At 71.8% G+C, this 13,749-nt stretch carries 10 protein-coding genes; 6 read left to right on the top strand and 4 right to left on the bottom strand.

Going from position 1 to position 13,749, the window contains the following annotated elements:
- Positions 1–436, top strand: a 436-nt coding sequence (locus CGE01nite_RS03380) for a 4a-hydroxytetrahydrobiopterin dehydratase family protein (RefSeq protein ID WP_304364753.1), incomplete at its 5' end; no start/stop codon positions are given.
- 55 nt (positions 437–491) lie between these two features.
- Here CGE01nite_RS03380 and CGE01nite_RS03375 read toward each other — a convergent pair.
- The 3 genes from CGE01nite_RS03375 to CGE01nite_RS03365 form a co-directional block, all read right to left on the bottom strand.
- Positions 492–848, bottom strand: coding sequence for a DUF4180 domain-containing protein (locus CGE01nite_RS03375; RefSeq protein ID WP_048344358.1), 357 nt, complete (start codon positions 846–848; stop codon positions 492–494).
- Positions 849–947: 99 nt separating this feature from the next.
- Entirely contained in the window at positions 948–3,251 is a 2,304-nt protein-coding gene (locus CGE01nite_RS03370; protein ID WP_371857566.1) for an exo-beta-d-1,3/1,6-glucosidase, read from the bottom strand.
- Between the two features lie 262 nt (positions 3,252–3,513).
- Entirely contained in the window at positions 3,514–4,080 is a 567-nt protein-coding gene (locus CGE01nite_RS03365) for a nitroreductase family deazaflavin-dependent oxidoreductase (protein ID WP_141368998.1), read from the bottom strand.
- A 507-nt stretch (positions 4,081–4,587) separates the two neighbouring features.
- Here CGE01nite_RS03365 and CGE01nite_RS03360 point away from each other — a divergent pair.
- The 3 genes from CGE01nite_RS03360 (at position 4,588) to CGE01nite_RS03350 (ending at position 9,278) form a co-directional block, all read left to right on the top strand.
- Complete coding sequence (locus tag CGE01nite_RS03360) at positions 4,588–6,450, top strand: ABC transporter family substrate-binding protein (RefSeq protein ID WP_048344360.1); 1,863 nt, start codon at positions 4,588–4,590, stop codon at positions 6,448–6,450.
- A gap of 255 nt (positions 6,451–6,705) precedes the next feature.
- Positions 6,706–8,178: an ABC transporter permease gene (locus CGE01nite_RS03355; RefSeq protein WP_229747249.1), complete on the top strand. Its 1,473-nt coding sequence runs from the start codon at positions 6,706–6,708 to the stop codon at positions 8,176–8,178.
- Entirely contained in the window at positions 8,175–9,278 is a 1,104-nt protein-coding gene (locus CGE01nite_RS03350) for an ABC transporter permease (RefSeq protein WP_141368971.1), read from the top strand. The genes CGE01nite_RS03355 and CGE01nite_RS03350 overlap by 4 nt, the downstream gene beginning before the upstream one ends.
- Before the next feature lie 62 nt (positions 9,279–9,340).
- Here the strand turns inward: CGE01nite_RS03350 and CGE01nite_RS03345 are convergent, their stop codons facing one another.
- Complete coding sequence (locus CGE01nite_RS03345; RefSeq protein WP_170210880.1) at positions 9,341–9,937, bottom strand: PH domain-containing protein; 597 nt, start codon at positions 9,935–9,937, stop codon at positions 9,341–9,343.
- A 77-nt stretch (positions 9,938–10,014) separates the two neighbouring features.
- On the opposite strand from CGE01nite_RS03345, the gene CGE01nite_RS03340 reads away from it, so the two are divergent.
- Positions 10,015–11,847, top strand: a complete 1,833-nt coding sequence (locus CGE01nite_RS03340; RefSeq protein WP_141368967.1) for an ABC transporter ATP-binding protein — start codon at positions 10,015–10,017, stop codon at positions 11,845–11,847.
- 37 nt (positions 11,848–11,884) lie between these two features.
- On the top strand, positions 11,885–13,711 hold the full coding sequence (locus CGE01nite_RS03335; protein WP_141368965.1) for an ABC transporter substrate-binding protein: 1,827 nt from the start codon (positions 11,885–11,887) through the stop codon (positions 13,709–13,711).
- The last annotated feature ends 38 nt before the right edge of the window (positions 13,712–13,749 follow it).

Below are 13,749 nucleotides of genomic sequence, written 5' to 3'. Positions count from 1 at the left end.
GAGCCATGACGCCGGCGGCGTGACCGAGCGCGACGTGCGGCTCGCGCGCGACATCAGCGCGTTCGCCGCCGAGGCCGGGCACGCGCTGCAGGGCACGTCGCGCGCTGTCGTCGAGCTCGCGCTCGACAGCCCGGACCACCACGAGGTGATCGACTTCTACGCCGCGACGCTCGGCTACCGGGCCCAGGACGACGAGGTGCGCGACCCCGCCGAGGCGCTCCCGCCCGTCTGGTTCCAGCAGTCCGGGAGCGAGGAGCCCCGGCAACGCTGGCACCTCGACGTGTGGGTGGACCCGAGCGAGGTGCAGCCGCGCATCGACGCGGCCGTGGCCGCCGGCGGACGCCTGGTCGACGACGGCGCCGCACCGAGCTTCTGGGTCCTGGCGGACGCGCAGGGGAACCGCATCTGCCTGTGCACCTGGCAGGACCGCGCGTAGGCCCGCGGGCCGCATCGGCATCCGGGCGTCGGGGCCCGGAGGAGCGTGGGCCGGCTCAGCCCGCGAGCCGCCGGGTGAGCTCGTCGTCGTTCGCGACGAACCACACGTGCCGTCCCCGGTTGGACTCGGTGACGTACGCGCGCAGCGACTCGCTCGCGGCCACCTGCTCGCTGACGTCGCCTACGACGACGAGGTGCAGGTGGTAGTTGACGAGCTTCTGCGCGATCTCTCCCGCCACGCCCGAGCGGAGCTGGAAGAATGCGGGATCGAGACGCTCGATCGGGACCGCGACGACGCTCGCGTCGTAGCCCCAGGCATCCCCGATGAGGTCGGTCGCCTGCGCCACGCCGAGAGACGGACCGGATCCGGGCAGCACCAGGACGCGGTGGTCGCCGATGACCTCAACCTGCATGGCGGCAACCGTAGCCGCTGTCGGGTCCGTGGGACCCGCATCGACCCAGGTCGTTGTCAGGCCGTGACCCGGCAGGCGTCGAGACGTGACCTGCGCCGTTCAGCCCGCGACGACGAAGCGCGCGGTGAGCTGGGACTCCCGCACCGACGACGGCCCGACCCGGAGCTCGAACTCGCCGGGCTCCACGACGCGCCGCGCGTCCGCGTCGACGATCGAGCACGCCGCGACCGGCAGCTCCAGGTCCACGACGACCGTCTGGCCGGGCTCGACGACGACCTGCCGGTACGCCTTGAGCTCGGACTCGGCCCACATCGTGGTGGTCACGAGGTCGCTCACGTAGACCTGCACGGTCTCGAGGGCGGGGCGCGAGCCGGTGTTGCGCAGCGTCACGCGCGCCTGCACGTCGTCGGACACGCCGAGGCGAGGGGTGAGCACCTCGAGGTCGCCGTACTCGACGGTCGTGTAGCTCAGGCCCTCGCCGAACGCGAACGCCGGGCGCTGCGTGAGGTCGGCGTAGCGCGTGCCGTGCTGACCACGGAGCTGGTTGTAGAACGTCGGCTGCTGGCCCACGTGCCGCGCGAACGTGATCGGCAGGCGGCCGGACGGCTCGACGAGGCCGAGCAGGATCTCGGCGATCGCCTGCCCGCCGCGCATCCCGGGGTTCGCGGCCCACACGATCGCGTCCGCCTGCAGCGCGGACTCGGGCAGCACGTGCGGCTTGGACGCCACGACGACGACGACCATCGGCGTGCCGGTCGCGGCGAGCGCGTCGAGCAGGGCGACCTGGCCGCCGATGAGCTCGAGCGTCGCGGTCGAGCGGCCCTCACCGACGAGCTCGATGCGGTCGCCCACCACGGCGACGACGTAGTCGGACTCGCGCGCGGCGGCCACGGCCTCGGCGATGAGCGCCTCGTCGGGCTCGCACGGCACGACGACCTGCGGGCGGGGCTGACCGTCGGGGAAGAACTCGCCCTCGGGGTCGGGCGCGAGCGTGAGGATGTCCGCGCCGCGCGCGTGGGTGACGTCCCAGCCCTCCGGGGCGCGCGTGCGCAGCCCGTCGAGAACGGTCTCGATCATGTGGCGCGGGTGGCCGTCCGGCAGCCAGTCGACCTGGCCCGAGCGACCGGCCCAGTCGCCGAGCTGCGCGTCGGTGTCGTCGGCGTTGGGGCCGACGACGAGCACGCGCCGGCGCTCGGCGCCCGCGGGCGCGACCGCACGCTCGTCGGGACCGGCCGTGCACCCGCCGGCGAGCGGCAGGACGCCCTCGTTGCGCAGCAGGACGACCGATCGACGCGTGAGCTCGAGGTTGACCTCTTCGTGCGGCGCGACGCCCATGACCTCGGCGATGCGGACGGCGTCGGGCCGACGAGGCTCCTCGAACAGCCCCAGCTCGAACTTCAGGGTCAGGATGCGCGCGACCGCCGCGTCGATCGCGGCCTCGTCGAGCAGGCCGTCCGCGACCGCCTGCTGCGCGCCCGCGAAGAACTGCGGGGTCGTCATGACGACGTCGTTGCCGGCCTTGACGGCGGCGGCGGCCGCGTGCGCGTAGTCGGGCTGGATCTGCTGCTCCCAGACCATGCGACCGACGTTGTCCCAGTCGGTCACGAGCGTGCCGGTGTAGCCCCACTCGCCGCGCAGGACGTCGGTCAGGAGCCAGTCGTTGACGGTGATCGGCGTGCCGTCCATCGACTGGTAGCCGAGCATGAACGTCGCGCAGCCCTCGCGCGCGACGCGCTCGAACGGCGGAAGGAACCACGCGCGCAGCTTGCGCCGGGAGATGTCGGCCTCGGTGGCGTCGCGCCCGCCCTGCGTCTCGGAGTAGCCCGCGAAGTGCTTGGCGGTCGCGAGGATCGCGGTGGGGTCGGTCAGGCCGTCACCCTGGTAGCCGCGGACCATCGCGGACGCGAGCTCGCCGATGAGGAACGGGTCCTCGCCGAACGTCTCGGACACGCGACCCCAGCGCAGGTCGCGCGCGATGCAGAGCACGGGCGAGAACGTCCAGTGGATGCCGGTGGCGGCGACCTCGACCGCGGTGATCCGCGCGGCCCGCTCGACGAGCTCGGGGTCCCAGGACGCGGCCATGCCGAGCTGGGTGGGGAAGATGGTCGCGCCCTCGTAGAAGGAGTGGCCGTGGATGCAGTCCTCGGCGACGAGCAGCGGGATCCGCAGGCGTGTCCGGGCCGTGACCTCGTGCGCCTCGCGCACGAGCGCGGGAGAGGTGTGCAGGATCGAGCCGACGTGGACGTCCTCGATGAGCTGACGCACGCCGTCGCGCGAGTCGAGCTGCATCATCTGGCCGACCTTCTCCGCCAGCGTCATGCGGCCGACGAGGTCGGCGACGCGCGTGGCGACGGGCAGCGTCGGGTCGAGGTACGCGGGCCCGGCCGTCTGCTCGGCGGGCACTGCTGCGGTCTCGTGGGGTGCAGTCACGACGGAGTCCTTACGACGACGATCACGGCGACGGTGGCGTGGGCGGGCGTCCGGTCCGGAGCACGCGGAGGCGGCTTCGCAGCGCGTGCGGGAGCGGTTCCACACCCGGGGCGAGCCTAGCCCAGAATCACTTACCGCACGGTAGGTGTCTGGTCGTGCGGAGCGGCAGCCGCGTGGTCGGCGTCCGGACGCGGCGCAGGGTGGTGACGCCGTCGGCGCCGTGCCGGTGGCACCGTCAGCCGCCGGGCTGGTCGTCGGTCTCGTCGGTCTCGTCGCTCCCGTCGGCGCTGTCGGCCGTGCCGGGCCCCGCGGGCGCCGCGGTGCCGTCGGAGACGGGGTCGAGGACGAAGAGGTACAGCTCTCGGCCGGCGCGCTGCGCGTAGGCCTCGTACCCCGGCCAGATCGCGCGCATGCGCGGCAGCAGACGGTCGACCTCGTCCGGCCCGGCGACCCGCGCGACGACGGGCGTCGTCGCGCCCCGCACGGTGACCTGCGCGTGCGGGGCCGCGAGCAGGTTGAGCGCCCACGCGGGGTGGTGCGCCTGGCCCCAGTTGGACGCGAGCACCACCCACGAGCCCCCGTCGACGGCGTGCAGCAGGACGACCTCGCGGGGCTCGCCCGAGCGGCGACCGGTCGTGGTGAGGACGAGCTGCGGCAGGTGGGCGCGGCCCAGCACCGTCCATCGGCCGTCGGTCGCGCGCTGCAGGCGCCGGTCGAGCCGCGACGTCGCGCGGCCGAGGGCCGCGAACCAGCGAGTGCGCGCGGCGCGGCGCGCGAGGTCGGTCGGGTTCACGCGACGCATTGTGCCGGTGCGCCCCGACTCTGCGCTCACCGTGCGAGAGGTCGTCGTGCGCCGCACGGCGAGTCCCCGGCTCCCGCGCGCGCGAGCCCGCCTCCTGCGCGCGGGAGAACTGGCCGTTCACCGCGCGCGGGAGCCTGTCGGAGACGAGGATGACCGCGACAGGTGCGGGCGGCGTGGCCGGCATGTATCGGGCGTGTAGCGGGCGTGTTACGGGCCCTTAACACATCTCGCGGGCCGCGGCCGCCGATTTGACGCGGTCTGGACAGGGTTCCCGCTGGAGGAAGGGCATATTTCTGGACGAACTTCCGTCGCGGTCTCACATGGTGAGACTTACTGGTCAGTATCAATCGGGTAACGATCGGCCCCTGCGAGCCGACGGACCCACTTTGCCCGATTTGGCTTGACTAACGTTGCACGCAACCTTGGTGGGTCCGCCGCCCGGTCGCGCCCGGTGCTCGTCATCCGGAGTGCTCGGCGGGACCCGCCACCTTCATTCAGGAGGATCAATTGAGGATCACCCGTAAGGCCGCACTGGCTGCGGTCGCCGCCGTGAGCGCCCTGTCGCTCGCCGCGTGCTCGAGCGACGGCACCGCCGACGACGACGCGACCAAGGACGACAACGCCGGGATCAGCCAGGACAGCTCGGTCAACATCGCGTGGAACCAGCCGTTCTACTCGGCCAACGGCACGAGCATGACCGGCAACGCGACGGCGAACAACGTCATCCTGTACATGCTCAACGCAGGCTTCAACTACTACGACGAGGACCTGAACCTGGTCCAGGACACGTCGTTCGGCTCGTACGAGAAGCTCTCGGACGACCCGCTGCAGATCAAGTACACCTTCGCCGACACCGCGCAGTGGTCCGACGGCACGCCGGCCGGTCCGGCCGACCTCCTCCTCGAGTGGGCCGCCCAGAGCGGCAAGTACACCAACGTCGAGGCCGTGACCGACCCCGAGACGGGTGAGATCACCAACCAGGCCGAGCTGGACGCGGGCGTCTACTTCGACGCCGCGAGCCCGGCCATGGCGCTCGTCACGCAGGTCCCCGAGGTCGACGGCAAGTCGATCACGCTGACCTACGACAAGCCGTTCGCCGACTGGGAGACGGCCATCTCGATGAACCTGCCGGCCCACGTGGTCGGTCAGCGCGCCCTCGCGATCGAGGACGGCGTCGAGGCCCAGGACGCCGTCATCAAGGCGATCCAGGACAACGACAGCGCGTCGCTGTCGAAGATCGCGAAGGTCTGGAGCACCGACTTCAACTTCGCGCAGATGCCGGCCGACGCCGACAAGAACCTCCTCGTGACCTCCGGTGCGTACACCATCACGGAGTTCGTGAAGGACCAGTTCATCACCCTGACGGCGAACCCCGACTACAAGGGTGACCACAAGGCCGCGATCAACAAGGTCACGGTCCGCTACAACGGCGACCCGATGGGTCAGGTCCAGGCGCTGCAGAACGGTGAGGTCGACCTCATCAACCCGCAGGCCACGGCCGACCTCCTGACGGCGGTCCAGAAGCTCGACGGTGTCGAGGTCGCGACCGGCGCCGAGGGCACCTACGAGCACGTCGACCTGCAGTTCGCCAACGGCGGCCCGTTCGACCCGGCCACCTACGGCGGCGACGCCGACAAGGCGCACAAGGTCCGCGACGCGTTCCTCAAGACGATCCCGCGTCAGGACATCGTCGACAAGCTCATCACGCCGCTCGACCCCACGATGACCACGACGCGTGACTCGTACACGGTGGTCCCCGGCTCGCCGATGTACGACGGCATCGTCGCTGGCAACGGTCAGGCCGAGGCGTACGGCGAGGTCGACATCGACGGCGCCAAGGCGCTGCTCGCCGAGGCCGGCGCCGCCAACCCGACGGTCCGCGTGCTGTTCGACCCGAACAACACGCGCCGCACCAACCAGTTCGAGCTGATCAAGGCGTCCGCCGCCGAGGCCGGCTTCAACGCGGTTCCCTACGAGGTCCAGACCGACTGGGGCACGGACCTGTCGAACGCGACCGACTTCTACGACGCGGCCCTGTTCGGCTGGCAGTCGACCTCGACGGCCGTGACCGAGTCGGACGCGAACTACCGCACCGGCGCCACGAACAACTTCTACGGCTACTCGAACGCGACGGTCGACGCCGAGTTCGACAAGCTCCAGGTCGAGACCGACCCGGCCGAGCAGGAGAAGATCCTGACCGCGGTCGAGGCCGAGCTCGTCAAGGACGCGTTCGGTGTCACGATCTTCCAGTTCCCCGGCGTCACCGCCTGGAACCCCGCGAAGATCGGCAACGTCTCGAAGCTGACGATCGCTCCGACGATCTTCTACGGCTTCTGGAACTGGACGGCCGGAGAGGCTGCCTCGGAGTGACACACGTGACACCCGCCTTCCCGACGAGATGCCGGGAAGGCGGGTGTCGCCGGCCTGTGACTCCTGCTCAGGGCGCTGGGAGCACCATCCCAGCGCCCTGAGCGCGTGCACGACCGGATACAACCGGACCGCGCCAGCGGGGCTACTATCCCCAGGACCGCGGTGCACCGACCAAGAGGTAGCCCACCCGTGCTGAGATTCCTCATCCGCCGGCTTCTAGCCGGCCTAGCCACGCTGTTCGTGGCCCTATTTCTGATGTACCTGTTGGTCGCCGCGGCGATCGACCCCTTGAAGGACCTGCGTGAGAGCACCGCTGTCAACAAGGAACAGCAGATGGCTGCGCGCACCGAGCTGCTCAGTCTCGACACCAGTCCCGTCATCCGCTTCTTCCAGTGGGTCGGGGACGTGCTCCAGGGCGACCTGGGTGTCTCGTGGCGCACCGGCGAGTCGGTGAGCTCACTGATCGGCCACGCGATCATCTCCACGCTGCAGCTCGTGACCGCGGCGACGTTCCTGTCGCTGCTGCTCGGCATCACCGTCGGGATCGTCAGCGCGCTGCGGCAGTACGCGACGTTCGACTACCTGATCATCTTCCTGTCGTTCCTGCTGTACTCGCTGCCCTCGTTCTGGGTCGCGGTGATGCTCAAGCAGTGGGGCGCGATCGGGTTCAACGACTTCCTGCGCGACCCGAACCTGGCGTGGGCGACGATCGCCGTCGTCGGGATCGGCATGCGCGTGCTGTGGATGCTCGCGATCGGTGGCTCGGTGCGCCGTCGCAGCCAGGTGTTCCTGATCGGTGCCGCCGCGACGATCGGCATGCTCGCCTACCTGCAGCTGTCGAACTGGTGGCTCGAGCCCAAGATCGGCCCGATCCTGCTGCTCGTCATCGGCGGTGCCGTGGCGTTCGCGATCGTCGGCGTGTTCGCGGGCCTGCAGAACCGCCGGGCGCTGTGGACGGCGCTGACGGTCGTCGTGATCGGGTTCGTCCTGTACTTCCCGATGCAGACCGTGTTCAAGGGCGACGCGTTCGGCGTCGACGGCGAGGGCGCGTTCTGGATCCTCGTCGGGCTCGCGGTCGTCACCGGCGTCATCGGCTGGGTCGTCGGTCGCCTGTACGGCGGGCCGGACTGGGGCGTGTCGGCGAAGTCCGGCGTCGCGGTCGCGCTCGTGATGGGCGCCCTGATCTTCGTCGACAAGGTCATGCAGGTGTGGCCGCCGTACTCGAAGGCGCTCGGCGGACGGCCGATCCCCACGTTCGGCGACCAGACGCCCGGCCTCGGCGGCAACTACTGGGTGCAGGTGCTTGACGCCTTCACCCACTTGATCCTGCCGACCGCGACACTCGTGCTCATCGCGTTCGCCGCGTACACGCGGTACTCGCGGTCGAGCATGCTCGAGGTGATGAACCAGGACTACATCCGTACCGCGCGCGCCAAGGGCCTGCCGGAGCGGGTCGTCGTCGTGCGGCACGGGTTCCGCAACACGCTGATCCCGCTCGCGACCATCGTGCCGATCGACGTCATCACGCTCATCGGCGGTGCGGTCATCACCGAGGCCGTGTTCGCGCGACCCGGCATGGGTCAGTTGTTCGTGCACGCGCTCGGCGAGGCCGAGCAGGACACAGTGATGGCCTACCTGCTGATCACGGCCTCGCTCGCCATCATCGCCAACATCGTCGCTGACATCATCTACGCGGTGATCGACCCGAGAATCCGGTTGGACGCATGAGCACCTCTCCTGACCCCCAGCTGCCCGCCGACCGCAACGAGCGGACCGAGAACGAGATCGAGCTCAAGGACGTCGTCGGACTGTCCCAGGGCGAGATCGTCCGTCGCCGGTTCTTCCGGCACAAGGGCGCGATGGCCGGCCTCGGCCTGCTCATCGCGGTCGTCCTGCTCGCCTTCACGTCGGTGGGCTTCGGTCCGGTTCCCGGGTGGTGGAAGTACACCGGCTACGAGACCAACCTCGACGTCGTGAACCCCGGTGGCGCGCCCACCTTCACGCTGCCGAGCTGGCTCGGCGGCGAGGGTTTCGCGATCGGTGCGCACCCGTTCGGCCAGGACGAGCTCGGGCGCGACCTGTTCGCGCGCGTCATGCACGGCGTGCAGACCTCGCTCATGGTCATGGTGATCATCGGCCTGGTCGCGTGCGGCATCGGCGTGCTCGTCGGCTCGCTCGCGGGCTTCTTCCGCGGCCGCCTCGACACGCTCCTCATGCGCACGACGGACCTGTTCATCACGGTCCCGACGATCGTGATCGGCGCCGTGATCGGCAAGCTCGCCGGCCAGGTGTCCGGGGTGCTGTTCGCGGTCTCGCTCGGCCTGGTCCTGTGGACGAGCCTCGCGCGCCTCGTGCGTGGCGAGTTCCTCGCGCTGCGTGAGCGGGAGTTCGTCGACGCCGCGCGCGTGGCGGGCGCGAGCAGCCGGCGGATCATCTTCAAGCACATCCTGCCCAACGCGATCGGCACGATCATCGTGAGCACCACGCTGCTCATGAGCTCGGCGATCCTGCTCGAGACCGCGCTGTCCTACCTGGGCTTCGGCATCCAGCCGCCGACGATCTCGCTCGGCCAGCTCATCCAGCAGTACCAGGAGGCGTTCTCGACGCGGCCCTGGCTGTTCTGGTGGCCGGGTCTGTTCATCGTGGTCATCGCGCTGACCGTCAACTTCATCGGCGACGGCCTGCGTGACGCGTTCGACCCGCGCCAGAAGCGCATCCCGTCCGAGCGCAAGATGGCCAAGGCTCTCGCCGCGGCCGAGGCGCGGACCACGACCATGCCGCCGCACATCGACGGCCGCAACGTGGGCATGGGCCCGGGCGCGGCCTGACCGCCATGACGACCAGCACCGTGCGCGTGACCCCGGCCCCGGCCGGGGTCACCGCCGCGCGCTCAGGCCGCGAGCACGAGAACGCTCGCGGCCAGCAGGACGAGCGTCGCGCCGAGCAGGCGCGCGTGCCAGGCCCGTGCGACGTGCACGGCGCCGGTCGCCACGGCGGACTCGGCGCGATCGAGGTGTCCCGCGCGAGCGAGCGCGGCGTGCCGGTCCACGATCGCGCGCAGTGCGTCCTCGGCCGTGCCGTCGACACGCTCGTCGTCGGCCGGCAGTGCGGGCGCCGCCGGTCCGCGGCGGCTCAGCCAGCGCGCGGAACCGCTGCTGCGAGCCGGGGCCCACGCCTCGACCGCACCGTCGGTCGTCTCGATCCGCAGGCTGAACCGCACCTCGGCGTCACGGTACGTCGGCCAGGGGATCACAGCCGTGCGCCAGACGTTGCGCACGGTGATGCCCCCGTCGGACACCTCGACCTCGGGGCGCCAGTACGCCGCCCAGAGCAGCAGCACCAGCAGACCGGTGACCGGCAGCGCGCGCAGCGCGGCCGCCAGACCGTCGGTCGCGGCGATCGACGCCACAGCGACGACACCGGCCGCACCGGCCGCGACGGTCAGCCACCGTCCGTACCTCGACGAGAACCTCAGCGTGGGACCCACCCCGCCATGCTCCCAGACCAGCAGGTGAGCGCGGCCCTGACCGGGCGCCGCCACCTGACCCCGGAAGGATCCTGACCGTGGCCATCGACACCACCGACGCGCCGACTCCCGCCGACACGAGCGCTCCCGTGCTCGAGGTCCGCGACCTCGGCGTCGACTTCTACGTGGACGGCACGTGGTACCCCGCGGCCCAGGGCGTCTCCTACGACGTGCGGCCCGGCGAGGTGCTCGCGATCGTCGGCGAGTCCGGCTCGGGCAAGACGCAGTCGTCCATGGCGCTCATGGGCCTGCTGCCGCCGAACGGTCGCGCCCGCGGCTCGGCGAAGCTCGGCGACCGTGAGCTCATCGGCATGTCGGCCTCGAAGCTGCGACGCATCCGCGGCCGCGAGGTCGCGATGATCTTCCAGGAGCCGATGACGGCCCTGAACCCGGTCTTCACCATCGGGTTCCAGATCGTCGAGACGCTGCGCACGCACTTCGAGATGGGTCCGGCCGAGGCGCGTGCGCGCGCGCTCGAGCTGCTCACGCTCGTCGAGATCCCCGACCCCGAGGTCCGGATCGACTCCTACCCCCACCAGCTCTCGGGTGGTCAGCGTCAGCGCGCGATGATCGCGCAGGCGCTCGCGTGCGACCCGAAGCTCCTGCTGGCCGACGAGCCGACCACGGCGCTCGACGTGACCGTCCAGGCCGAGATCCTCAAGCTCATGCGCGACCTGCGCGAGCGCATCGACTCGGGCATCGTCCTCATCACGCACGACATGGGCGTGGTGGCGGACATGGCCGACAAGATCCTCGTGATGAAGGACGGCCAGGTCGTCGAGCAGGGTGAGGCGCGCGAGCTGTTCGCCCGCCCGCAGCACCCGTACACGATCAAGCTTCTGGACGCCGTCCCGCACCTGGGCCGCAGCGCCGAGGCGGCGGCGGCCGAGCGGGCGGGCACGGCGCCGGCGACCTCGACGGCGTCGGACGAAGACCGTCCGCTGGTCCTGGACGCGCAGGACGTCGTGATCGAGTACCCCGGGCGCCGGCGCACGCCCGCGTTCCGGGCGGTGGACGGCGTGAGCCTCCAGATCCGCAAGGGTGAGGTCGTCGGTCTCGTCGGCGAGTCGGGCTCGGGCAAGACCACCGTGGGCCGCGCGATCGTCGGCCTGCTGCCCGTCACGAGCGGCAAGCTCAGCATCGTCGGCCAGGACATGGTCGGCGCGTCGATGCGCGACCTCAAGCCGCTGCGCACCAAGGTCGGCATCGTCTTCCAGGACCCGGGCAGCTCGCTCAACCCGCGGCTGCCGATCGGCGAGTCGATCGCCGAGCCCCTGCTGCTGCACCGAGGCGTCAAGGGCCAGGAGATGCAGCGCGCCGTCGAGCGGCTGCTCGACCAGGTCCAGCTGCCGCGCGCCATGCGCAACCGCTACCCGCACGAGCTCTCGGGCGGGCAGCGCCAGCGTGTCGGCATCGCCCGCAGCCTCGCGCTCGAGCCGCAGCTCCTGGTCGCCGACGAGCCGACGTCCGCGCTCGACGTCTCGGTGCAGGCGACGGTCCTCGAGCTGTTCCAGGAGCTCCAGCGCGAGCACGGGTTCGCGTGCCTGTTCATCAGCCACGACCTCGCGGTCGTCGAGATGCTCTCGGACCGCATCGCGGTGATGCACAACGGCAAGCTCGTCGAGGTGGGCGAGACCGCGCAGGTCGTCAACCACCCCGTCGACCCGTACACGCAGCGTCTGCTCGCGGCGGTGCCGGTGCCGGACCCCGAGGCGCAGCAGGAGCGCCGCGAGGCGCGCGACGCGCTCCTCGAGGCCCAGCGTCTCGAGCTCGCGCGTGACGAGGCGCACCAGGCGCACGAGGCGACGCGTCGCGAGATCCACGAGATCTCCGAGGTCGACAACGAGCGCGAGGCGGGGCGCGGCTTCTGACGGTCCCGACGGTGCCCGGCGCGGGCGGGGGGTGAGCGTGGCACGACGACCGGTCACGCAGCGTGTTGCCCTCGCCGCGGCCGTCGCCGTGGGCTTCGCCGCGCTCGTCGGCTGCACCGGCGACCCCGCGCCGCTGCCCTCGCTGACGGGCGGCGTGGTCGTGGCGGTCGACGTGCCGTTCGCCTCGCTCAACGCCGCGACTCCCCGTGGCCGGGCCCCCGGCTCGGTCCTCGTGCGCTCGCTCGTGCAGGACGGCTTCGTCTCGCTCGACGCCGGGGGGCGGGCCGTGCCCGACGAGGGGTTCGGCTCGGTCGAGAAGCTCGCGGACGACCCGCTCACGGTCCGCTACACGCTCGCGCGCACCGCGACCTGGTCCGACGGCGTACCGGTGACCGCGGCCGATCTGCTGCTCGAGTGGGCGGCGCGCTCGGGTTCGCTCGACGACGTGGTGCCCGAGCTGGGCGACGACGGCGAGGTGGTCAACGGCGACGCACTCGACTCGGGCGTCGCATTCGCCGCGACCTCGCGCGCGCTCGTGCACGCCCAGACCGTCCCGACGGTCGACGACGAGGGTCGCGTGACGGTCGTCTACGCGCGGCCCGTGCCGGACTGGCAGGTCGCGCTCGACGTCAACCTCCCCGCGCACGTGCTCGGCAGGGAGGCGCTCGGTGTCGAGGACGACGTGCAGGCGGCACAGGCCGTCGTCGCCGCGCTCGCCGCGCCCGCCGACCACCACGACGACCTGAGCGCGCTGTCCCGCGCGTGGCGCACCGCCTACGACGACGACGCCCTCGCGGCGGCGGCCGGCGTCGCCGTCACCACCGGGCCGTACGCGGTGTCGAAGGTGCTGCCGGACCAGCGGGTCGAGCTCGTGCGCAACGAGCAGTACACCGGCTCGCGCCCCGCCCGGTTCGACTCGCTCGTCGTGCGGTCCGACGTGCACCCCCTCGACCAGGTGACGGCGCTGCGGGACGGTGAGGTCGACGTGGTCGCGCCGGTCGCGACGACGGACGTGCGGGAGGCGCTCGACGACGCGGGTGCGCGGGTCGTCGCCGGTGGCGACGCGGTGTGGCAGCTCGTCGCGCAGGTCGCTCCCGGGGGAGTGCTGGCCGCGCAGGGCACCGACCCCGACCACGTGACTGCGGACGACGTGGCGCGCGCGGCGCAGGTGCGGCGTGCGCTGTGGGGCTCCGTGCCGCGCGAGCAGGTGGTCGACGAGGTGGTCGCACCGCTGTGGCCGCAGGCGGAGGTCGAGCAGTCGGTGCTCGCGACGGTCGGGGCGGGCGCCGGGGGAGCGGTCGACACGCGGACGGCGGACGTCGCCGGCGCGCGCGACGCGCTCGACGGGGCGCAGGTCACGACGCCTGTCGCGGTGCGGCTGCTCGCCAACACGGTCGACCCGCTGCGTGCGCACGTCGTCGACCTCGTGACCGCGCAGGCGCACGAGGCGGGGTTCGAGGTCGTCGCCGCGACGTCCGACCCGGCCACCGCGCTGTGGGCGGAGCCCGGCACCTGGGACGTCGCGCTCGTGCCGACCGTGCAGGACGAGCTGCCGGTCGCCTCGCTCGTCGAGCGGTGGGGGACCGACGGCGCGAGCAACGTGACCGGCTGGTCGGACGCCGCGACGGACGAGGCGGTCGCCGCGCTCGCCGCACAGCTGGACCCTGCCGCGCTGCCGGACGGCGAGGCCGCGCTCGCCGCGCGTCTCGTCGAGGCAGGTGCGCTGACGTCGCTCGTGCGCGCACCGGCCCTGACGGCGACGCGCGTCGAGGCGCTCGCGGGCCGTCCCGATGTCGGCGCGGTGCCGCTGCTCCAGCTCGCGCGCGCCGACCTCACCGACTGGTGGGCCTGGGCGAGCGCGTAGCTGACGCGTACGTCACACCCCGCGATGCGGGGTGAGCG

This window comes from Cellulomonas gelida, from assembly GCF_006538725.1.
Taxonomy (GTDB): Bacteria; Actinomycetota; Actinomycetes; order Actinomycetales; family Cellulomonadaceae; genus Cellulomonas; species Cellulomonas gelida.
Note: the sequence above shows the minus strand (reverse complement) of the source record. Positions and strands in the feature narration are given on the sequence as shown.

Bases quoted from the DNA above. Each gene is read 5' to 3' on its own strand.
- CGE01nite_RS03375 (WP_048344358.1), bottom strand. From the start codon at position 848: ATGCAGGTTGAGGTCATCGGCGACCACCGCGTCCTGGTGCTGCCCGGA.
- CGE01nite_RS03365 (WP_141368998.1), bottom strand. From the start codon at position 4,080: ATGCGTCGCGTGAACCCGACCGACCTCGCGCGCCGCGCCGCGCGCACT.
- CGE01nite_RS03355 (WP_229747249.1), top strand. From the start codon at position 6,706: ATGTACCTGTTGGTCGCCGCGGCGATCGACCCCTTGAAGGACCTGCGT.
- CGE01nite_RS03350 (WP_141368971.1), top strand. From the start codon at position 8,175: ATGAGCACCTCTCCTGACCCCCAGCTGCCCGCCGACCGCAACGAGCGG.